At 38.8% G+C, this 23,755-nt stretch carries 15 protein-coding genes; 14 read left to right on the forward strand and 1 reads right to left on the reverse strand.

Going from position 1 to position 23,755, the window contains the following annotated elements; genetic code table 11:
• The first annotated feature begins 95 nt into the window (after window positions 1–95).
• The 9 genes from purL (at window position 96) to ACSHZO_RS13080 (ending at window position 16,458) form a co-directional block, all read left to right on the forward strand.
• The gene (purL, locus tag ACSHZO_RS13040; protein ID WP_298247728.1) at window positions 96–3,755 is read left to right on the forward strand and encodes a phosphoribosylformylglycinamidine synthase; all 3,660 of its coding nucleotides are present in this window, start codon (window positions 96–98) and stop codon (window positions 3,753–3,755) included.
• 448 nt (window positions 3,756–4,203) lie between these two features.
• Complete coding sequence (locus tag ACSHZO_RS13045) at window positions 4,204–5,985, forward strand: AMP-dependent synthetase/ligase (protein WP_298247727.1); 1,782 nt, start codon at window positions 4,204–4,206, stop codon at window positions 5,983–5,985.
• Window positions 5,986–6,148: 163 nt separating this feature from the next.
• A complete protein-coding gene (locus ACSHZO_RS13050; protein WP_295179317.1) occupies window positions 6,149–6,604 on the forward strand; it encodes a MarR family winged helix-turn-helix transcriptional regulator in 456 nt (151 codons plus the stop codon).
• Window positions 6,605–6,652: 48 nt separating this feature from the next.
• Complete coding sequence (locus ACSHZO_RS13055) at window positions 6,653–9,058, forward strand: 3-hydroxyacyl-CoA dehydrogenase/enoyl-CoA hydratase family protein (protein ID WP_298247726.1); 2,406 nt, start codon at window positions 6,653–6,655, stop codon at window positions 9,056–9,058.
• A gap of 36 nt (window positions 9,059–9,094) precedes the next feature.
• A complete protein-coding gene (locus tag ACSHZO_RS13060) occupies window positions 9,095–10,282 on the forward strand; it encodes an acetyl-CoA C-acyltransferase (protein WP_298247725.1) in 1,188 nt (395 codons plus the stop codon).
• 112 nt (window positions 10,283–10,394) lie between these two features.
• Window positions 10,395–12,203, forward strand: coding sequence for an acyl-CoA dehydrogenase family protein (locus tag ACSHZO_RS13065; RefSeq protein WP_295179311.1), 1,809 nt, complete (start codon window positions 10,395–10,397; stop codon window positions 12,201–12,203).
• A gap of 155 nt (window positions 12,204–12,358) precedes the next feature.
• Window positions 12,359–13,414 (forward strand): zinc metalloprotease, encoded by a 1,056-nt coding sequence (locus ACSHZO_RS13070; protein ID WP_298247724.1) that lies wholly within the window; start codon window positions 12,359–12,361, stop codon window positions 13,412–13,414.
• 85 nt (window positions 13,415–13,499) lie between these two features.
• Complete coding sequence (locus ACSHZO_RS13075; RefSeq protein ID WP_298247723.1) at window positions 13,500–15,329, forward strand: mechanosensitive ion channel family protein; 1,830 nt, start codon at window positions 13,500–13,502, stop codon at window positions 15,327–15,329.
• Between the two features lie 79 nt (window positions 15,330–15,408).
• On the forward strand, window positions 15,409–16,458 hold the full coding sequence (locus ACSHZO_RS13080) for a mechanosensitive ion channel family protein (protein ID WP_298247722.1): 1,050 nt from the start codon (window positions 15,409–15,411) through the stop codon (window positions 16,456–16,458).
• On the opposite strand, the gene ACSHZO_RS13085 is transcribed toward ACSHZO_RS13080, so the two are convergent.
• Window positions 16,455–18,251 (reverse strand): glycoside hydrolase family 15 protein, encoded by a 1,797-nt coding sequence (locus ACSHZO_RS13085; protein WP_298247721.1) that lies wholly within the window; start codon window positions 18,249–18,251, stop codon window positions 16,455–16,457. The two genes, ACSHZO_RS13080 and ACSHZO_RS13085, sit on opposite strands and share 4 nt — an antisense overlap.
• Window positions 18,252–18,346: 95 nt before the next feature.
• On the opposite strand from ACSHZO_RS13085, the gene ACSHZO_RS13090 reads away from it, so the two are divergent.
• The 5 genes from ACSHZO_RS13090 to ACSHZO_RS13110 all read left to right on the forward strand — a co-directional run bounded on the left by ACSHZO_RS13090 (window position 18,347) and on the right by ACSHZO_RS13110 (window position 23,703).
• Window positions 18,347–20,560 carry a bifunctional alpha,alpha-trehalose-phosphate synthase (UDP-forming)/trehalose-phosphatase gene (locus ACSHZO_RS13090; protein ID WP_298247720.1) on the forward strand — a complete coding sequence of 738 codons (2,214 nt, stop codon included), beginning with the start codon at window positions 18,347–18,349 and terminating at the stop codon, window positions 20,558–20,560.
• A gap of 137 nt (window positions 20,561–20,697) precedes the next feature.
• Window positions 20,698–20,982, forward strand: coding sequence for a YtxH domain-containing protein (locus ACSHZO_RS13095; protein ID WP_298247719.1), 285 nt, complete (start codon window positions 20,698–20,700; stop codon window positions 20,980–20,982).
• Window positions 20,983–21,121: 139 nt separating this feature from the next.
• Entirely contained in the window at window positions 21,122–22,444 is a 1,323-nt protein-coding gene (locus ACSHZO_RS13100) for a M28 family metallopeptidase (RefSeq protein WP_298247834.1), read from the forward strand.
• Between the two features lie 148 nt (window positions 22,445–22,592).
• On the forward strand, window positions 22,593–22,784 hold the full coding sequence (locus ACSHZO_RS13105) for a hypothetical protein (RefSeq protein ID WP_295179298.1): 192 nt from the start codon (window positions 22,593–22,595) through the stop codon (window positions 22,782–22,784).
• A 10-nt stretch (window positions 22,785–22,794) separates the two neighbouring features.
• Window positions 22,795–23,703 carry a PRC-barrel domain-containing protein gene (locus tag ACSHZO_RS13110; protein WP_298247718.1) on the forward strand — a complete coding sequence of 303 codons (909 nt, stop codon included), beginning with the start codon at window positions 22,795–22,797 and terminating at the stop codon, window positions 23,701–23,703.
• Window positions 23,704–23,755 lie beyond the last annotated feature (52 nt).

The raw sequence follows: 23,755 nt of genomic DNA on the forward strand, positions 1-23,755 counted from the left end.
TTTTATAGATATGATATTGACAAGTTTTAATTTCATGAATTGAAGGCAAAAAAGTAAATTTGTGTCCTGTTCAAAACAACACAAACACAACTTACATGATCCTTTTCTTCGGAAATCAAACTACTAAGGTTTTTGCGGTTGAAACGCATTCCAACCTTTCTGCACAGTCTATTTCAAAACTAAACTGGCTTTTTGGAAACACTCTTCAAATAAATAAATCTGCTTTGGCAGATTTTTTTGTTGGTCCACGTGCCGCAATGATCACTCCCTGGAGTACGAATGCTGTCGAGATCACTCAGAACATGGGAATTAGCGGAATCATTAGAATCGAGGAATTTCTGAAAGTTGACGAGCATTTTTCTGATTTTGATCCAATGTTATCTCAGAAATACAAGCAACTCGATCAGGAGATCTTTGATATTCATGTTGAGCCTAAGCCAATTATAGAGATCGATGATATCGCAGCCTATAATAAACAGGAAGGTTTAGCATTGAATGCTGAAGAAGTTAAATACCTGGAAGATCTTTCAGTAAAACTGGATCGAAAACTTACAGATTCTGAAGTTTTTGGTTTTTCCCAGGTGAACTCAGAACATTGCAGACACAAGATCTTTAATGGAACTTTTGTTATTGATGGCGAGGAAAAACCAGTATCTCTATTTAAACTGATAAGAAAAACTTCCGAAGAGAACCCAAACGAGATCGTTTCAGCATATAAGGATAACGTCGCGTTTATCAATGGACCTGTTGTTGAACAGTTTGCTCCCAAAGCTCCAGATGTTCCGGAATATTATGAAATAAAGGACTTCGAATCTGTCATTTCCATAAAAGCTGAAACTCATAATTTTCCAACGACTGTGGAACCATTCAACGGAGCCGCGACTGGTAGTGGTGGAGAAATCAGGGACAGGCTTGCTGGTGGTAAAGGTTCACTTCCTTTGGCAGGAACTTCAGTCTATATGACCTCGTATTCCAGACTGGAAGAAGATCGACCATGGGAAAATGGAATGAAAAGACGTGAATGGTTGTACCAGACACCAATGGACATATTGATAAAAGCATCTAATGGTGCTTCAGATTTTGGTAACAAATTTGGTCAGCCACTAATATCAGGATCTGTACTTACCTTCGAACATAGCGAACACGAGCGCTCCCTGGGTTACGATAAAGTGATCATGCTCGCCGGTGGTATTGGCTACGGAAAAAAGGACCAGGCATTAAAGGATATTCCTGAAGAAAATGACAGGATCGTCGTTCTTGGTGGAGAAAACTATAGAATTGGAATGGGTGGCGCTGCTGTTTCCTCAGCAGATACTGGTGCATTTAGCAGTGGTATAGAATTGAATGCTATCCAGCGTTCCAATCCGGAAATGCAAAAGAGAGCTGCAAATGCCGTTCGTGGAATGGTAGAAAGCGAACACAACCCCATTGTTTCTATCCATGATCATGGCGCCGGTGGTCACTTGAACTGTTTAAGTGAGCTGGTGGAAGAAAAAGGTGGAAAGATAGACCTTGATAGTTTACCTGTTGGAGATCCAACCCTTTCTGCTAAGGAGATTATTGGAAATGAATCCCAGGAAAGAATGGGACTGGTCATTGGCGAGAAAGATCTCGATACTTTGAGAAGAGTCGCAGATCGTGAACGTTCTCCAATGTATGAAGTTGGAAACGTAACCGGTGATTATAGATTCACCTTTGAAGGCATGAAATCTGGCGATAAACCAATGGACCTTGCTCTGGCAGAAATGTTTGGAAGCTCTCCTAAAACGATCATGGAAGACAGAACGATTACTCGCAATTATGAAAAACTCAATTATCAACAGGAGAAAATTCACGAGTATTTACAACAAGTTTTGCAACTAGAAGCTGTCGCCTGTAAAGACTGGCTTACTAATAAAGTGGATCGTTGTGTTTCTGGGCGCGTTGCTAAACAGCAAACTGCAGGACCTTTACAGTTGCCTTTAAACAATTGCGGAGTGATGGCATTGGATTACAAAGGCAAGGAAGGAGTTGCAACCTCCATTGGACACTCCCCTATTTCTGCATTGATTGACCCTGTAGCTGGCTCCCGTAATTCTATAGCAGAAGCCTTGTCTAATATCATCTGGGCTCCTTTAGAAAAAGGACTTAAATCTATATCACTTTCCGCGAACTGGATGTGGCCCTGTAATAACGAAGGTGAAGACGCAAGACTTTATGAAGCGGTAAAAGGAATTTCAGATTTTGCAATTTCTCTGGGGATCAATGTACCAACCGGGAAGGACTCACTTTCCATGAAACAGAAATACAAAGATGGCGATGTTCTTTCACCAGGGACGGTGATAATTTCTGCTGCAGGGCATTGCGACAATCTTAAAGCGGTTGTAGAACCGGTATTAAAGAAAAACGCAGGAAGTATTTATTATATCAATCTTTCCGGAGATGATTATAAACTGGGAGGCTCTACTTTCGCCCAGATTCTTAATAAAGTTGGCGATGAAGCTCCTACTGTAAAGAACGATGAGCGTTTCAGTAATATCTTCAACGCCATGCAATCCATGATCAAGAGCGATATGATCGCAGCTGGTCACGATGTAGCATCTGGCGGATTGATCACTACTTTGCTAGAAATGTGTTTTGCCGATGTCAATTTAGGTGCAAATCTTGACCTGAGTGCACTAGGCGAAAAAGATATCATTAAGTTGTTCTTTAATGAAAACTGCGGAATAGTATTCCAGGCTAAGGACGACACTGCGGAATCTTTCATGAAGGAACTTGGAATAGACTATTATAAGATTGGAACTGCGACGGAAGGTGCTGCGCTAAATATTAAAGTTGGTGATGATGATTTCCATTTTCATATTGCTGAATTAAGAGATACCTGGTACAAAACCAGTTTTTTACTGGATGAACGTCAAAGCGGGATAGATAAAGCAACTGAGCGATACAACAACTATAAGAGGCAACCACTTGAATTTAAATTTCCAGAACATTTTACTGGAAAATTACCTGAACTGGATGCTAAGAAACCGCGAATAAAAGCCGCGATCATTCGTGAAAAAGGTTCTAATTCTGAAAGGGAAATGGCCCGGGCGATGTACCTCGCAGGTTTTGACGTGAAAGATGTGCACATGACCGACCTGATCTCCGGAAGAGAAAACCTTGAAGACATACATTTCATTGCAGCTGTTGGAGGATTCTCAAATTCAGATGTTCTTGGTAGTGCAAAAGGATGGGCTGGAGCCTTCTTATATAATGAAAAGGCAAAGGCTGCACTGGAAAATTTCTTTAAGAGAGAAGATACATTAAGTCTTGGAGTTTGTAACGGATGTCAGCTGTTTGTTGAGCTAGGCCTTATTAATGCGGAACATGAGCAAAAACCGAAGATGCTTCATAATGAATCGCAGAAATTTGAGTGTAATTTTACTTCCGTAGAGATTCCGCCCAACAATTCTGTTATGCTTTCCACTTTATCGGGAAGTACCTTAGGAATATGGGCAGCACATGGTGAAGGTAAATTCAGTTTCCCCTATGAGGAAAACCGCTATAACATCGTGGGAAAATATGCTTATAAAGGCTACCCGGCAAATCCTAATGGGTCACATTACAATGCTGCCGCACTTACAGATGCAAGTGGTAGGCACCTGGTAATGATGCCACACATGGAACGATCTACGTACCAATGGAACTGGGCAAATTATCCAGATGGACGCGAAGATGATGTGTCACCTTGGCTGGAAGGCTTTGTAAATGCCAGAAAATGGCTGGAGAAATAGAGTATAAAAAGGAACCATTCGGTTCCTTTTTTGTTTTCAAACCGGTAGCACAAATCTATATAGTTGTGTTTTTTCCCATAATATAAGTTCCATAAAATTCCTTGAGACTATAAATTTAGTAGCGAGAAATGCATTATTCTGGTAGAGATTGAATCCACAAGTGCGCTGATAAATTTGAAAAGTCATCAACAATTTTAATTGAACTGAAATGTTCAAATTTTTTTGATTGGAAAAGTATTTAGATTTCAGCGGAAAAAAATCATATGAAAAAGCTGAATTTAGATTGATACTGAAGAGTTTAAGGAATAATTAACAGTTTTTATAGATAGTATTTATAGGTCACATTTTAGTAAATACGCAAATAACAAGATTTTTTTTTATCATATTTGATTTGAATGAGCTTTGAAAATTGCTATTTTGCAAGGTATATCTAAAATCTTTCCTTTTCATGAACGACATTAAACGTCTATTTGACTTTCCTTACTATCAATTAGAAAATCATCCACTGGATGTTGCTTTCGCTACTAAATATGATGGAAAATGGGAAACTGTTTCGACTCAGCAATATATTGATAAGGCGAATGCAATTAGTAGGGGACTTCTTCGACTTGGCGTGAAACCGAATGATAAAATTGCAGTTATCTCCACTAATAATAGAACTGAGTGGAATATAATGGACATTGGAATTCTTCAGATCGGCGCTCAAAATGTGCCAATCTACCCAACAATTTCCGAAGAAGATTATGAATATGTTCTAAATCATAGTGGAGCCACTTACTGCTTTGTTTCAGATGAAGAGATCCTAAATAAGCTAAACAGTATCAAAGCTACAACCAGTTTAATGGAAGTATATAGTTTTGACGAGATCGCTGGCTGTAAGAACTGGAAAGAAATTTTAACATCTGGAGAAGATAAGGCAAACCAGGATGAAGTAGAAAAACTCAAGAAGGCAGTTACAGAAGATGATCTGGCTACCTTAATTTATACTTCCGGAACTACCGGAAGACCAAAAGGTGTCATGTTAAGTCATAAGAACATTGTAAGTGACGTACTAGGAAGTGCACCTCGTGTTCCTTTCGATACCGGAACTTACGTAGGTTTGAGCTTCCTCCCTATTTGCCATATTTTCGAGCGAATGATCCTTTATCTATACCAGTATTATTCGGTATCGGTTTATTTTGCTGAATCTATCGAAAAGATAAGCGATAACCTGAAAGAGGTAAAACCACATGTAATTACTGCCGTTCCAAGATTGCTGGAAAAAGTATATGATAAGATCATTGCTAAAGGAACTGCACTAGGTGGCGTGAAGCAAAAATTATTTTACTGGGCTGTAGAGCTTGGACTTGAATATGAACCTTATGGCCAGAATGGCTGGTGGTACGAAACAAAATTAAAACTTGCCCGTAAACTTATATTTTCAAAGTGGAAAGAAGGTCTGGGTGGTAATATAGATTTAATCGTATCTGGAAGTGCAGCATTGCAACCAAGACTTGCCAGGGTTTTTGCCGCAGCTGAAATCCCGGTGATGGAAGGTTATGGTCTCACAGAAACATCTCCGGTAATCGCAGTGAATGATGAACGTAATGGAGGTTTCAGAATTGGAACTGTTGGAAAAGTTCTGGATAATGTTGAAGTTAAAATTGCTGAAGACGGAGAAATCCTTACTAAAGGGCCTAACGTGATGAAAGGTTACTATAAGGATGAAGAAAAGACCAGAGAAGTAATTAATTCTGAAGGATTTTTCCATACAGGAGATATTGGAGAGATCGATAAAGATGGTTTTCTTAAGATCACAGATCGCAAGAAAGAGATGTTCAAAACATCTGGAGGGAAATATGTTGCTCCGCAGCTTATCGAAAATACCATGAAACAATCAAGATTTATTGAGCAGATCATGGTGGTTGGAGATGGAGAGAAAATGCCGGCGGCTTTGATCCAGCCTAACTTCGAATTCATAACAGAATGGGCACAGAGAAAGAATATCGATCTTGACTCAGGTGATCCTGCAGATATATCTCGTAACAATATGGTGCGTGAACGTATTCAGGAAGAAGTAGATTTCTACAATCAGAAATTCGGGAAATGGGAAAGAGTTAAAACATTTGAATTAACCCCAGAACCATGGACGGTAGAGGACGAGCACCTAACTCCTACTATGAAGCTAAAACGACGTAATATTCGTGACCGATACCAGGATCTTTACGAAAAACTATATGGTAGATTCTAATCTATCATTAAGAATATGCTAATAAAAACTCCCCAACTACCGGGGAGTTTTTTGGTTTTAGGAATTTAAATAGTATTAAAACAACATATTAGTATTTTTAGAGACATTTTATTATGCATGCATAATATTTTTTCCTAACTTTGGAATCAATCCAAAATCCCCCATGAAGGAGAAAACCATAGATTATGTTTTGCGCGCCACCTGGATGGCTGTTTCTAAAATGTATAATGAAGAAGCAGGTAAGGCTGGAAGTACGATGGCTACAGGTTTTGCCTTATTGAGTATCGATCCGGAAGATGGAACGCCATCTACCTCATTGGGTCCAAAAATGGGAATGGAAGCTACCAGCCTTTCGCGAATTTTAAAAACCATGGAAGAAAAAGGTTTAATAGAAAGAAAACGTAATCCACATGATGGACGTAGTGTACTTATTTATTTAACAGACTTCGGGAAAGAAATGCGCGATTATTCTAAGAGAGTGGTATTGAGATTCGATGAGTCGGTAAAGGAAAATGTGAGCGATAAGGATCTTAAAACTTTTATACAGGTGGCCAATACGATCACTGGTCTTATTAGTGAGAAGAAAATATATACTGAAGAAATTAGTGTAAAACAATAATAAACCAGGCCTAATAGGTTTGGTTTTTTGAACCATAAAAATCAAATAATGAAAAGAAGGATTAATAAAGTTGCAGTTATTGGGTCCGGTATAATGGGAAGTGGAATTGCATGTCACTTTGCAAATATTGGAGTAGAAGTACTTCTACTTGATATCGTTCCCCGTGAGCTCAATGAAAAAGAACAGAAAAAAGGTCTTAGTCTTGATGACAAAGTGGTTAGAAACAGGATCGTGAATGATGCTTTAACGGCTTCAGTAAAATCCAAACCATCTCCAATTTATCATAAGGACTTCGTGAACCGTATCACTACTGGTAACCTGGAAGATGATATTTCAAAAGTTTCAGAAGTAGACTGGATCATTGAGGTTGTTGTAGAACGTCTGGACATTAAAAAACAGGTGTTTGAAAACCTTGAAAAGCACAGAAAACCAGGAACTCTTATAACTTCAAATACTTCAGGTATTCCTATCAATTTCATGACCGAGGGGAGATCTGATGATTTTAAAAAGCATTTCTGCGGAACTCACTTCTTTAATCCACCAAGATATTTAAGGTTATTTGAGATCATTCCAGGAAAAGAAACTTCTTCTGAAGTTTTGGACTTCCTGAAAATGTATGGTGAAAAATTTCTTGGGAAAAATGCTGTATTAGCAAAAGATACTCCTGCCTTTATTGGGAACAGAATTGGAATTTTCTCCATAATGAGCTTGTTCCATACCGTTAAGGATATGGGAATGACCATCGAGGAAGTTGATAAATTGACTGGTCCCGTTATAGGACGCCAGAAGTCGGCAACCTTTAGAACGGTAGACGTTGTAGGCTTGGATACTCTCGTGCATGTTGCAAACGGTCTTCACGAAAATGTTCCAAATGATGAGCAGCATGATCTATTTGCCCTGCCTAACTTTATCGATACTATGATGGAAAACAAATGGCTTGGAAGTAAAACGGGTCAGGGATTCTATAAAAAAGTAAAAAATAAAGATGGTTCAAGCGAGATCAAATCTCTGGATCTTGATACGATGGAATACAGAGATCGTAAAAGCGCGTCTTTTGCAACTCTTGAAATGACCAAGTCTATCGATAATGTAGCAGATCGTTTCGAAGTATTGATTAAAGGAAAAGATAAAGCCGGTGATTTTTACAGAAAGAATTTCTCTGCACTATTCGCTTATGTTTCGAATCGTATTCCTGAAATTTCAGACGAGTTATACAAGATCGATGATGCCATGAAAGCTGGTTTTGGATGGGAACATGGACCATTCCAAATCTGGGACGCTATTGGTGTTGAAAAAGGTATTGAAATGATGAAAGCTGAAGGTTATGAACCTGCAGCCTGGGTAAGTGAAATGCTGCAAAATGGAAGCAAAAGCTTCTATAGTGTGAAAGATGGTAATACTTACTATTATAACATTGATGACAAGAAGCAAACTAAAGTTCCTGGTCAGGATTCATTCATAATTCTTGATAATATTCGAGAATCTAAAGAAGTATTCAAGAACAGCGGAGTTGTAGTGGAAGATCTTGGTGACGGAATCCTTAATGTTGAATTCAGAAGTAAAATGAATTCTATTGGAGGTGATGTTCTTGATGGAATCAATAAGGCTATAGATATCGCTGAAAAGGATTATCAGGGTCTTGTAGTCGCTAATGATGGAAAGAACTTTTCTGTAGGAGCGAATATTGGAATGATCTTCATGATGGCAGTAGAGCAGGAATATGAAGAACTGAACATGGCGATCAAGTATTTTCAGGATACCATGATGAGAATGCGCTACTCCTCTATTCCAACAGTAGCTGCACCGCACGGAATGACTCTGGGTGGTGGTTGTGAACTTTCACTTCATGCTGATAAAGTTGTCGCTGCGGCAGAAACCTATACCGGACTTGTAGAATTCGGTGTTGGAGTAATACCAGGTGGTGGTGGAACCAAGGAAATGACACTTCGTGCTTCTGATACTTATGAGAAGGATGATGTGGAATTAAACCGACTAAGAGAAAATTTCCTGGCTATTGGAATGGCAAAAGTATCTACTTCAGCATATGAAGCATTTGATCTTAATATTCTTCAGAAAGGTAAAGATATTGTAGTGATCAATCCAGACAGACAATTAGCGATCGCTAAGAAACATGCGTTATTGATGGCAGAAAATGGTTATACCATGCCAATCAAACGTACAAACATCAAGGTGTTAGGTAAGCAGGCACTTGGAGCATTTATGGTTGGAACAGACCAAATGGATGCAGGTAAATACATTAGTAAGCATGATCACAAAATCGCAAACAAACTGGCGTATGTTATGGCCGGTGGAGATCTATCATCCAGCCAGATGGTAAGTGAACAATATTTACTTGATCTCGAAAGAGAAGCATTCCTATCCTTAACCGGGGAGAGAAAAACGCTGGAACGTCTTCAGCATATGTTGAAAAAAGGAAAACCTTTAAGAAACTAAGCAGAAAGTCAAGTTCTAACAATTAAAAAGTAAAAAATGAAAACAGCATATATAGTTAAAGCATACAGAACAGCAGTTGGGAAAGCTCCCAGAGGTGTTTTTAGATTTAAAAGACCTGATGAACTTGCTGCAGAAACCATCCAGTATATGATGGATAAGTTACCAGATTTTGACAAGACTCGTATCGATGACGTAATGGTTGGTAATGCGATGCCAGAAGCAGAACAGGGATTGAACGTAGGTAGATTGATCTCACTAATGGGATTGAAGATCGAAGATGTTCCAGGTATGACCGTAAACAGGTATTGTGCTTCAGGCCTCGAGACAATTTCCATTGCAACTGCTAAAATCCAGATGGGAATGGCAGACTGTGTGATCGCAGGTGGTGCAGAAAGTATGAGTTACATTCCTATGGGGGGTTACAAGCCAGTTCCAAATTATGAAGTTGCCAAAAATGGCAATGAAGATTATTACTGGGGAATGGGTCTTACTGCGGAAGCGGTAGCGAATAAGTACAATGTATCCAGAGAAGATCAGGATCAGTTCGCTTATGATTCTCACCAGAAAGCGATCAAAGCTCAGCAGGAAGATCGTTTTCAGGATCAGATAGTTCCAATTACCATCGATGAGACTTATGTTGAAGACGGTAAAAAGAAGACAAGGTCTTATACAGTAAATAAGGATGAAGGTCCTAGAAAAGATACTTCAGTAGAAGTTCTCAATAAATTACGACCTGTTTTTGCTGAAGGCGGGAGTGTTACTGCAGGTAACTCATCACAAATGAGTGATGGTGCTGCTTTTGTTATGGTAATGAGCGAAGACATGGTTAAGGAACTGAATCTTGAGCCTATAGCAAGAATGATAAGCTATTCCGCAGTGGGTGTTGAACCTAGAATTATGGGTATTGGACCGGTTCATGCAATTCCGAAGGCTCTAAAACAAGCTGGTTTGAAACAGGATGATTTGGAGCTTATTGAACTGAATGAGGCATTTGCTTCACAATCACTGGCTGTGATTCGGGAACTTGGGCTTAATAAAGAAAAACTAAATGTAAATGGCGGTGCGATCTCCATGGGACACCCACTGGGATGTACTGGAGCTAAACTTTCAGTGCAGATATTTGATGAAATGCGGAAGCGTGACCTCAAGAACAAGCATTGTATGGTAACAATGTGTGTTGGAACAGGACAGGGTGCTGCCGGAGTTTTTGAATTTTTAAATTAGACCTGAGATTTTAGATCTTTTAAATGAGACTAAAAAAATATAAATAATATAAATTAATTGAGATACTGAGTCTATAATCTTATATCTCAAAACTAATATCTTAATTATAAAAATGAGTACAGATACAACTAAAAAAGATCTTCTTCGCGGTGGTCAGTTTCTTGTAAAGGAAACTAAAAGTGAAGACGTTTTCACGCCGGAAGATTTTAATGAGGAACAGAAAATGATGCGTGATTCCGTTCAGGAATTTGTAGAACGCGAGATCTGGCCTCATAAAGAAGAATTCGAAAAGAAAAACTATGCTCTTACTGAAGAGGTAATGCGTAAAGCTGGAGAACTAGGGTTTTTGGGTGTTGCGGTACCTGAAGAGTATGACGGTTTAGGGATGGGCTTCGTTTCTACCATGCTTGTTTGTGACTATATATCTGGTGCTACTGGATCTGTGGCTACTGCATTCGGAGCACATACAGGAATTGGTACAATGCCAATTACCCTATATGGTAACGAAGAGCAGAAGAAAAAATACGTACCAAAATTAGCTACTGGTGAATGGTTTGGAGCTTACTGTCTTACAGAACCAGGTGCAGGATCTGATGCAAACTCAGGAAAAACAAAAGCTGTCCTTTCTGAAGATGGAAAGTATTATAGCATTAGTGGACAGAAAATGTGGATTTCCAATGCTGGTTTTGCAGATGTGTTTATTGTTTTTACCAGAATTGAAGATGACAAAAATATTACCGGTTTTATAGTAGAGAACGAAGAAGGTAATGGGATTAGCTTTGGAGAGGAAGAAAAGAAATTAGGAATTCACTCCTCCTCTACCCGCCAGGTTTTCTTTAATGAAACCAAGGTGCCAGTAGAAAATATGCTTTCAGACCGTGGAAATGGTTTTAAGATTGCCATGAACGCGTTAAACGTGGGTCGTATTAAACTTGCTGCAGCTTCTTTAGACGCCCAGCGTCGTGTGACAGATCTTTCTGTTAAATATGCGAATGACAGAGTACAGTTTAATACTCCTATTGCAAAATTCGGAGCTATAAAATCCAAGCTTGCAGAGATGGCTACTTCAGCATATGTTGGAGAAGCAGCGTCTTACCGTGCGGCTAAGAATATCGAAGATCGTATAAATATTAGACTGGAAGAAGGTAGTTCACATGCAGATGCTGAACTTAAAGGAGTTGAGGAATACGCGATTGAATGTTCTATTCTGAAGGTTGCATGTTCTGAAGATGTTCAGAATTGTGCAGATGAAGGTATTCAGGTATTTGGTGGAATGGGATTCTCTGCAGACACTCCAATGGAATCTGCCTGGCGAGATGCCAGAATTGCTCGAATTTATGAAGGAACCAACGAGATCAACAGGATGTTATCTGTAGGAATGCTGGTTAAGAAAGCAATGAAAGGACATGTTGACCTACTAGGGCCAGCTACGAAAGTAGCAGATGAGCTTACTGGAATTCCTTCCATGGACAAACCAGATTATTCTGAATTGTTCGCTGAAGAGAAGGAAATGATCGGTAAACTGAAAAAGGTTTTCTTGATGGTTGCAGGTAGTGCCGTACAGAAATTCGGTCCGCAATTAGAAGAGCATCAGCAATTATTATTAGCTGCATCAGATATTCTAATAGAAGTCTATATGGCTGAATCTGGAATTCTTAGAGCAGAGAAAAATGCCAAGAGATTTGGAGTAGATACTCAGAAGGAACAGATCGCCATGGCTAAACTTTATCTCTACCATGCAGTGGATACTGTGAATACTAAGGCAAAGGAGGGAATTGCTTCTTTTGCTGAAGGAGACGAGCAACGTATGATGCTCATGGGGCTTAAGAGATATACCAAGTATACGAACCTGCCTAATATTGTGGCACTTCGAAATACCATCGCAGAGAAATTAACTTCTGAAAACAAATACTGTTTTTAGAAACATTCTTTTAAACTGAGAAAAACCACCCAAAAGGGTGGTTTTTTTATTTTTATAATAATTGTTTCAAAAATGTTACAAATTCATTTAGTTATCGTTAATTGTTTCTAAATATTTAGATATATTGGCTCTAAATCAAACAATAACTTAACATTATGAAAAAAGTTTTTCTTGGAATGGCAGCTATGGCCTTCCTATTTGCTTCTTGTGAGCAAGATCCTACAGAAAACAGTGTTGACCAGGAAGTAGCTCAGGTGGACATGAGTAATTTTTATCTTTACACAGATGCTGAGGCAGACGGCAAAAAGACTGAAGATGATAAAACGAAGTGTTACTCTATGAGAAACCTTAATCGTTTATTGAACGAGAATCCAGGGCTACACAAGAAAATGTACGATGTAGAACAAAATACTCGGTCTATTCTGGCTAAGAATGGAAACGGTAAAGGTAAACCTGGTTCAGGTGGTGGAGGAACCACTGAGCCGCCAGTAGGTGACAATCTTGGAATTGTAGATATTCCTGTTGTAGTTCATGTTATTTACAGTAACTCTCAGCAAAATATTTCTGATGCTCAAATCAATTCTCAGATTTCTGTTTTGAATGAGGACTTCAGAGCTTCAAACAATGATGCAGGTAATGTTCCTAGTGAATTTGCTGGATTGGTTGCAGATTCAGAAATCAGTTTTACTCTTGCTGGAGTAAACAGATACAGTGACTCAAGATCTGAATGGGGAACTAGTGACGCCATGAAATATGCCTACCCTCCAACCTCTCCTTCTAATACTCTAAACATCTGGATTTGTAACATTGGTGGTGGTATCCTTGGATATGCGCAATTCCCTGGTGGACCAGCTTCCACAGATGGTGTAGTAATTTCTCCTCAGTACTTTGGAACAACTGGATACGTTTCTGCTCCATTTAATAAAGGTAGAACAGCGACTCACGAAGTAGGACATTACCTAAACTTACGTCACATCTGGGGTGATGGTAGATGTAGACAGGATGACTTCGTAGCAGATACTCCTTCTTCTGATGGACCTAACTACAGCTGTCCTTCTTATCCTACTGTAAACTGTAGATCTACAGATATGACTATGAACTACATGGATTATACTAATGATGCATGTATGTATATGTTCTCTGAAGGTCAGAAAGCTCGTATGAGAACAGTTTTCGCTAGTGGAGGACCAAGAACTGGTTTCGTAAACTAATCAACCAAAATTATAACCACAAAAAGCCACCTTTTAGGTGGCTTTCTTCGTTTACCAGCCAGCCTTTCTATTTTAAAATCGAAAATTGAGTATCTTAGTTGACCGACCAAAGAAATCACTCATGAATCGCTCTTTATGCCACTTGTGGCTATGTATTTCCATTCTTTTTTTGCAGCAAACGGCATTTGCATTTCAGCAGGAACCAGAACACAACAAATCTAAAGATCAGAAACTACCTAGTAAGGCGACGGTGCTTAGCGACTCAGCCGCTGTTGCCACAAATGATATTGGTGAATATGCAGATGCCTACTACCAGACACAACAATGGAATGACGGCATTGGCTTCCCTCCTAACACTATAAATCTGCAATCCCCACAGGCTGCACTGGAACATTTTATAGTAGAGGCCAGAAACGATAATTACGAAGAAGCTTTGTATGCAATGAATTTTAATTTGTTGCCTGATAATATTTCGAAAGTAGATGCAGCGATTCTTGCTGAAAAACTACATTTCGTTCTTGAGCAACGAATTTCTATTGGGTGGGATGGCCTGCCTGATCGTCCCGATGGACAAATTGATGTAAGTACCTCAACAAACAAGGCTGTAGCGGGAAAACCCAGAAGAAGTCTATTATTTGGCACTACAACGCTGGACGATCGTGATATAAGCTTTAGAGTACAACGCGTGAAGTACAAAGACGAACATCCAATCTGGCTAATTTCATCACAAACTGTAGAAAATACGGAACCTCTATATACAACCTATGGTCCCAGAAGGCTGGATAGAATGATCCCTGACTGGATTAGTTTCGAAGTTTTGGGAATACCAGTCTGGAAAGTTTTTGGAACCCTGCTTCTTATCTTGATATGCTATTTAATCGCGAAAGGAGTTAGTGCCATTATAAGAAAGTCATTTTCTGGTGTGAATCGCTACTGGATCCGGAATATTGCCTATAGGCTGGCATCTCCAGCAGGAGCCGCGATAGGAATTTTGGCTTTCTATTTATTACTCAATAATCTGATTTCATTTACCGGATCTCTCGCAAAAGGTATTTATACGTTTATTCTAATTGTGCTTATATCAATTCTTACCTGGTTGATCATGCGTATTATAGATTATATCATGGACTTCTTTGCTGTGGAAAAAGTAGGCGATGTAAGAACCGAGGAAAATAGCAAAGCGAAAAGCTTGATGACCTATATTTCTGTAGGTAGAAGAATATTTATCTTTATAATCGTAATTATTGGTGCTTCAGTCATATTCTCACAATTCCCTTCTCTTGAGAAATTGGGAATATCTTTAATGGCTTCCGCAGGAATCGCCACCGTGGTAGTTGGTATTGCAGCACAGAGTACGCTGGGTAATATTATCGCCGGCGTTCAAATCGCTTTGACCCGTCCTGCAAAGATTGGTGATGCGGTTATTATTGAAGGTGAATATGGTTTCGTGGAAGACATCACATTTACTTATATGGTCGTTAATACCTTCAAATTAAGGAGATTGGTCATACCTCTGTCTGATGTGATTACTGAAAGTTTTATGAATCTTTCCATGTCTAACCCACAGAATATTATGGAGATCGAACTATTTGTAGATCATCGTGTAGACGTTCAAAAAGTACGTGAAAAGTTTACAGAGTTATTAAAAGCCTCAGATGACTGGGATGGTGATGAAGATAGATCGCCACTTGTTGAAGCCTCAGGTATGGATCACAATTACCTTAAATTGCGATGCCTGATAAGTGCCAAGGATTTTCCGACTGCATGGACGCTACATTGCGAGCTTAGAGAAAATATTGTACGTTACATCAGTGAACTCGAAGACGGAATTTATTTAAAACGGGAGCGCGTTGTACTCGATGATAAATATTCAGATGATGTTAAAGAGGATAAGAAAATGGATGACGAAGGCTAAAACGTTTTAGGTTAATCTTCTGTAAACCTGTAGCAACTAAGCGTTCAAAATTTTAATTTTAGATATCTAAATCTGAATTATGCTCGAATTGGAAGAAAGCGGACTTCTTTACCTCGTTTCAGCGCTTGTCATTTTAGTCGTAAGTTTTGGTCTTGCATTTTATATCATCAGGAAGCTTGGTAAAAATCCAACGAATATACTTCCGGTTAATTTCGCCAATAAGATTCGGTTACCATTATTGATTTTTCTAGCCTCTATTATTGCCAGAATAGCGATCATTAGTAAAATTTTCAGGTTTGAAGCCACCTATGAAATTGTTAGTCACCTTAGTACAGTGGGTATCATTCTAAGTGTTGCCTGGTTTCTGATCTTACTGTTTAGAGTAGTTAAAAAAAGAATGCTCAAGATGTACGATATGGCTAGTGATGATAATCTCAAAGCCAGGAAGGTTTATACACAGTACATGATCCTTGAGAATATTGTGATTTTCATTATTGTAATACTTGCCGTTGGTATCGCTTTAATGAGTTTTGAAAGTATACGTTCTGTGGGGATTAGTGTATTGACCTCAGCTGGTATTGCCGGAATCATTATAGGTCTGGCTGCGCAAAAAGCAATTGCTACTTTGCTTGCAGGTATACAGATCGCCATAACTCAGCCTATCCGCCTGGATGATGTCGTGATCGTTGAAGGTGAATGGGGTTGGATCGAAGAGATCAATCTTACCTATGTAGTGGTTCGGGTTTGGGATAAAAGAAGACTGGTAGTTCCCACAACTTATTTTATTGAAAAAACCTTCCAGAACTGGACAAGAAGTTCCGCAGATATATTGGGAACAGTATTTATTTATGCAGATTATGGTTTGCCTTTAGAACCACTTCGGGAAGAGCTTACAAGGTTATTAAACAACACTTCTCTCTGGGATGGTAATGTGAATGTGCTTCAGGTTACAAATGCTTCGGAAAAGACCGTAGAGTTAAGAATACTGATAAGTGCAAGAAATTCGCCTACTGCCTGGGATCTCCGTGTGCACTTAAGAGAGAAATTACTTGATTTCATACAAAAAAATTACCCGGGACATCTTCCGAAGGCCCGGGTTAGTATAGAAAAAGATCAGGAATTAAATTAATCCTGAAATAAGGCATTTTCCGCAGAAATTCCTTTAGAGAAATTCGCAGCTGTTTCAATAAGTGCTAAATGAGAATAAGCCTGTGGAAAGTTCCCGAGTAGGCGTTTGGTTTTAAAATCGATATCCTCACTAAATAAACCTAAATGGTTACTGTAGGATAATAACTGATCAAACATTTCCTTTGCTTTCTTCTTCTCTCCAATTTTATAAAGACTATCAATTAGCCAGAAGGTACAGATCGTAAATGACGAGGTTGGTTTCCCAAAATCATCGTTATTTTTATATCTATACATCAATCCGTCTTCACAAAGATCCCTTTCAGTAGCCTGTACTGTGCTCACAAATCGTGGATCGTCTGCTTCAATAAAACCGTAAGGCTGCATTAATAATGTAGATGCGTCAAGATCTGCCGAACCATAGGATTGAGTATAAGCCTGTTTTTCTTCGTTCCAGCCATTCTCATAGATATCCTGATAAATTTCTTCTCTTAAGGCGATCCATTTGGTATCGTTGATTCCCATTCTTAGAACCTCACCAATCTTTATAGCTCTGTCTACAGCTACCCAGCAAAGTAATTTTGAAAATACAAAGTGTCTGTCTTCTGTACGAAGCTCCCAGATACCTTTATCTGGTTTCGTCCAGTTTTCTTCTACGATCATGACAATACCACGAACCACGGTCCACAGTGCTTCAGAATTTTCAAGCGAAGTTTCGAACATCAGGAATTGCTGGTAGATCACTTCCATCAAAATACCGTAGATATCGTTCTGCTTTTGAATATATGCTGCATTACCAGTACGAACGGGACTGGATCCCTCATAACCTTTTAAATGACTTAGAATATGTTCGGTTAATTCCTTTTCACCATTAATCCCGTACATGATCTGGATCTTCTCATCCTTATGCGGAATAATATCTATGATGAACTGAAGGAAATCCTTGGCAGATTTTATATGTCCCAGACCTGCCATCACTTTGATCACCATGGAAGCATCACGAATCCAGCAAAAACGATAATCCCAGTTTCGCTCCTCACCTATTGTTTCCGGCAGACTTGTAGTCGCGGCGGCAAGTACAGCACCAGAATTTTCGTAGCTCAATGCTTTAAGCACAAGCGCACTTCTCATAATCTCCTGCCCGTAATGAGTATATCTGGTTGTATTATCTGCCCAATTCATCCAGTAGACCTTTGTTCTCTGGAATTTCAAATAAGACCTATCCAGGGTTTGCTCTACCAGTTTTTCATGATAGCCAACAAGGCAATATGCATTTCCAGTAAGTGTGATCTCTTTTTGCTGCAGGATATCATTCAGATTCAAACTTGAATATAGATAAGCAGAATCATATTTACCTTCCTTCGTAAAACTCTTTATATAATCACCCTTATTCTCGTTGTAGGTTTTCTCTCTTGCAAAATCCAGTTTTGGATCATATTTGATACTGAATTTTGGTTTCCCTTTTATTAATCTGAAAAACCTAATAACATCTGGCGGCGCATAATAAGATCCATCTTCACGAGGATACCTGGGCATGAAATCTATTAACTGAAAAGCATCAGTTCCATTATCGAACACCGTGCTTAAAATATTAGTTTCCCAAAGATATTCCTGTGTAATCTTATAGTCATCCCCTATAAGTATTTCAAAACTTCCTCCAATTTCATCATCAAGTATTTTTGCAAAAACTGCAGAGGAGTTAAAATTTGGCATACAGCACCAATCCAGGGAGCCTGTTTTAGAGATTAAAGCTGCACTTTTACAATTACTTATTATTCCGTAGTCGAGATTATCCATATATCTTAAAAATCTTATAAATCAATGGCTGTCTTAAATGATTTTCGGAAATTTAATAAAAATCAATTTCGCGACCACGGCATTTATAATTAATTATGAGCAAAACAATCATTATTTCCAACCGCTTACCACTGCAAATTTCCATTTCTGAAGATGATCTCGAAGTGACACCTAGTGTGGGAGGACTCGCAACCGGCTTAAAATCCTTTCATAAAGATGGAGACAGTATCTGGATAGGATGGCCCGGAATGACCGAAGAGGAAATTCCTGAAAATCTGAAGGATGAAGTTCAGCAAAAGGCCCGGGAAGAGAATTGTGTAGCCGTCCATCTAAATGCCAATGAGATCGACGGCTTTTATTATGGCTTTAGTAATCGTACCATATGGCCTCTATTCCATTATTTTATGGAGTACACCGAATCTGACGATGATTACTGGCATACCTATAAGGATGTAAATCAAAAGTACGCAGATGAAATACTTAAACATTATAAAGAAGGTGATGTCATCTGGGTTCATGATTATCAACTTTTACTGGTTCCTAATATGGTAAGAGAACAGGCGCCAGATGCTATTATTGGATTCTTCAATCATATCCCTTTCCCTTCTTATGAAGTTTTCAGAACACTTCCGTGGAGAGATGAAGTATTACAGGGAATGCTTGGGGCAGATCTTATAGGTTTTCACACCTATGATTATGAAAGACATTTTTTAAGTTCTGTTAGCCGGATTTTGCGACACCAGGTAGATTTTAACCAGATCACCCTTCCAGACAGGATCGTTAAAGTAGATTCTTTCCCTATGGGTATCGATTATAAGAAATTTGAACAGGCTGCACTGGATCATTACGAAAGTACTTCTGCAGACCAGTCTGAATTACAGAAAAGACTGGATCATCATTTAGAATCTACACCAGATGCAAAGCTGATCCTAAGTATAGACAGACTGGATTACACCAAAGGTATTGCACACCGTATAAGAGCTTATGAATACTTCCTTGACAAGAACCCTGAGTATATTGAGAAAGTACGGCTGGTGATGTTGGCTGTCCCTTCAAGGTCCAATGTACCTCAATACAGAAGGCTGAAACGAGAAATTGATGAACTTGTTGGACGTATCAACGGGAAGTTCTCTACCGTAAGCTGGACTCCCATCTGGTATTTCTATCGTTCCATGCCTTTTGAAAACCTTATCGACCTTTATACTACCTGTGAGATTGCTTTGCTAACACCAATCCGTGATGGAATGAATTTGGTAGCTAAGGAATATATCGCAACGCGCACAGATCATACAGGAGTTCTTATTTTAAGTGAAATGGCCGGAGCCGCGCATGAGATGAACGAAGCACTGATCATTAATCCTAATAATTTTGAGCAGGTGGCCGAAGCATTAAAAACCGCTTTTGAAATGCCGAAAGAAGAACAGATCGAAAGAAATAAAATGCTTCAGAAGCGATTGAGACGCTATAGTGTAGAAAAATGGGCAGGTGACTTTATGAAGTCTCTTAGATCTACAAAAGAAAACAGAGAGTCCTTTCAGTCTATCAAGATCAATTCTGAAATTTCACAGGAGATCATGACTAAATTTCAGCAAGCCGAAAGAAGGATTTTATTCATTGATTATGACGGAACACTAGTAAACTTTACAGACAAACCTGAGAACGCTCGTCCTGATGCCGATCTTAAAGAACTTATACGTGATCTTAATGCCGATGACAAAACAGATGTTATACTAATAAGTGGCCGAGATAAAGATACTTTAGGAACCTGGTGGAAGGATGTACCGGTAGAACTAATCTCTGAACATGGAGTCTGGATGAGACAGATCGATGGAGAATGGGAACTTTCAGAAAATGTAAAAAGTGAGTGGATGGATGCCGTTCGTCCAGTGATCGAAAATTTTGTGGATAGAACACCAGGTACATTTATAGAAGAAAAGAATTATTCTCTTGCCTGGCACTACAGAAAAGCAGATCCTGAACTAGGAGAGATTCGTGCCAATGAATTGAGTACAACTTTAAAAGAGCTTATTTCCAATCGCGGATTAAGTGTGCTGGAAGGAAATAAAGTACTGGAGATTAAGAGCAGCGGCGTGAATAAAGGAAAGGCCTCTACAAAAAAACTGGTAGGAAAAGATTACGATTTTATTTTCGCAATTGGTGACGACTGGACAGATGAATATATGTTTGAAGATCTTCCGGAAGACAGCGTTACCGTTAAAGTAGGCATTAAAAAAACAAGCGCCAGATACTATGTTGAAGGTACTCCGAAAGTCCGCACCTTGCTGGAGAATTTCCGGAAAAATAACTAATGATTTTATGTTGTTAAATAATTTATGAATACTATCAAAAGTTTAAATATACATTAACTAGCAGATGATGGCATAGGTTCAATTTCTATTTAATTTAGCACCTGAATTTAAATCGAACCAGTTTAAAACCAAATATTATGAAAGCAGGAAAATTATTATTAGGACTAGTATCAGGAGCAGCTGCAGGAGCAGTACTTGGATTACTATACGCACCGAAAAAAGGAACAGAAACGAGAAAAACTATTGCTGATACAAGCAACAGTTATATCAAAGACGCGAACAGAGGAATCAACGATTTTGCAGATTCTCTAAGTCACAAAATGGAAGCTCTTAAATCTAAGACTAAAGCAGGTTTCGCAAGCAATAAGTCTGAAGAAAAGATCAATCAGGCTAAAGCAGAAATGCACGAAATGCAAGCCTAATTTTTTTGGATCAAATCGATCAAGAAGTTAAAGCTCCGGTAATACCGGGGCTTTCTTATTTTATAGAATTAAATAACTTCCCTATTTTTAAAACAAATTTCCATTTATGATGAAAACTACCTTTAAGACTGCCATTCTAATGCTGGGTCTATGCACCATATCTTATACTTCTGAAGCTCAGGATACAGATGAAAAGATCTACGAGATCATTCAGAATGTAAGTGCAGATCGTATCGAAAACGATATTCGAAAACTTGCGGGTTTTGGTACACGAAATACGTTTAGCGACACAGTATCTGATACTCGTGGAATTGGCGCTGCCAGACGTTGGATAAAATCTGAATTCGACAAAATCTCTGCAGATTGTAACGATTGTCTAGATGTATTTTATCAAAAAGATCATGTAACTCCAGATGACGGACAAAGAATTCCAAAGGAAGCATGGGTAGTAAATGTAGTTGCGATCCAGAAAGGAAGCAAGTATCCTAATCGTTATGTCATTATGAGTGGTGATATTGATTCAAGGAATGGCGACACCATGGATTTCACTACAGATGCTCCCGGAGCAAACGACAATGCCAGCGGAATGGCAGGAACCATGGAAGCCGCAAGAGTCTTATCCAATTATGATTTTGAAAGCAGTATCATCTATGTAGGTTTATCTGGTGAAGAACAAGGTCTTTTTGGTGGTAAAGGTCTGGCTGAATATGCAATAAAAGAAAGCTGGGATATTATAGGTATTCTTAACAATGATATGATCGGAAATATTGAAGGTGTAGATGGAGTGATTGACAATCGAAGTTTCCGAATCTTTTCTGAACCAGTTCCACCTAAGGAAACTGAAAACGAAAGAAGAATGAGAAGATTTTATGGTGGTGAAGTTGATGGAATCTCAAGACAACTGGCAAGATATATACATTCAAATGTTGAGACATATATGCCGGAAATGAACCCGATGATGATCTACAGGCTGGATAGATTTGGCCGTGGTGGTCACCACAGACCTTTCAATGATCTTGGATTTGCTGGCGTACGTATCATGGAAGCTCATGAGAACTATAACAGGCAACACCAGGATATTCGAACGGAGAATGGTATAGAGTACGGTGACGTAGTATCTGGAGTGAATTTTGACTATGCTGAGAAATTAACAGCGGTAAATGCTATTAACCTTGCCGCTCTGGCCTGGGCACCTCCAGCACCTGAAAAAGTTGAAATTGGTGGAATTGTTGAACCTGATACAAAGTTAAAATGGGAAGTAGTTGATGGTGAGATCGCTGGCTACAAGATCTATTGGAGAGATACTACTTCTCCGCAATGGCAATACTCAAGATTTGTAGGTAATGTTACTTCGTTTACTTTAGAGGGAATTGTAATAGATAATTACCTGTTTGGAGTTGCTGCAGTCGGTAAGAACGGCCATGAAAGTCTGGTTGTATTCCCAAGTGGCACATTCAGATAAATTAGAATCTACCAACTATTAATAAAAAGCCAGGGCATTAGTCCTGGCTTTTTTTATGCGTTGTTTCTAATTAACAATACTTTACACTATACTTAAATCTTTTTGGCACTGCTTTGTAGTACTTTAGAATAACCAAAAAATCAACAAGATGGCAGAAATAAAAATTAGAAAGAAAAAACCAGTATGGCCGTGGATTCTCGTAGTGATTATCCTCGCGATTCTTGCGTTCTTATATTTCTATGGAAGTATGGCTGAGAACGATGATAATGAAATTGATGAGACTGATGATATCGCATTGATACATGAGAACTCAAATGGAAACACTAACCTCCTAAGTTAAAAATCTAATTATGAGTACAACAGAAAAACACCTGGTACATTTAAGCCAGCTAAAAGGATATAAAGTAGACAGTCATGATCATGATATTCGTGGATGGAAACTACTGGATCGAGATAAAAAGACAATAGGTAAAGTAGACAACCTACTGGTAAACAAAGAATTAGGAAAAGTAGTTTATGTAGATGTACAGGTAGAACAGGACATCATAGACAGGAACCATGACCCCTACTCCGCTCAACATCAAAGTGAATTTAAGGAGTTCATCAACAAAGATGGTGAAAATCATATCATAATTCCTATTGGACTTATTGATATCAATGCTACTGATAAATATGTATTTACAGAGGGTATAGATTACCAGACTTTCGCCGAAACCAAACGTTATCGATCGGGTACAGATATTAGCAGAAACTATGAACATCATGTGTTGGGATCGTACAACAGAGACAGAGATTATAACACTCAAGATGATTTGCATAAAACGGAGAGCACTTATGGAGATGAATCCAGATTAAACGATGATCACGATCATGGGTATGAAAAGCTTTCCGCAGAAGAGAGAAGAGTAGAAAGAGAACGGGAGAATATGCAATATTCTTCGAATGATCGTAAAGCTGCGGTGGATACAAGAATTGATACCGGCAGAGACGATCGACAATTTTTAGATCGTAAGGTTGGTGAAGAGGTAAATACTTCAGAGCACAGAACTTCACAGGATGATTCCTATTCCGGGCGATCTGGGAATGACTCTAGAAAACCTATAGATGATCACCATCGTTCTCAGGACTTTCACGATAAACATACAGGGTTTAAACCTGAAAAGTCAATCGACGAAGATCAGCACTGGCAACATGATGACAGGAATTTAGATGATCCTGAAGATTTTTATAATCGTAGGGAATTCAACAGAAGAAAATAATATGATGGGACTTAAAAAAGTCCCTTTTTTTTGGAGTTGTGTTTAAATTTCG

Origin of the sequence: Christiangramia sp. 3-2217-3z, assembly GCF_051195275.1 — a bacterium.
Taxonomy (GTDB): Bacteria; Bacteroidota; Bacteroidia; order Flavobacteriales; family Flavobacteriaceae; genus Christiangramia; species Christiangramia marina.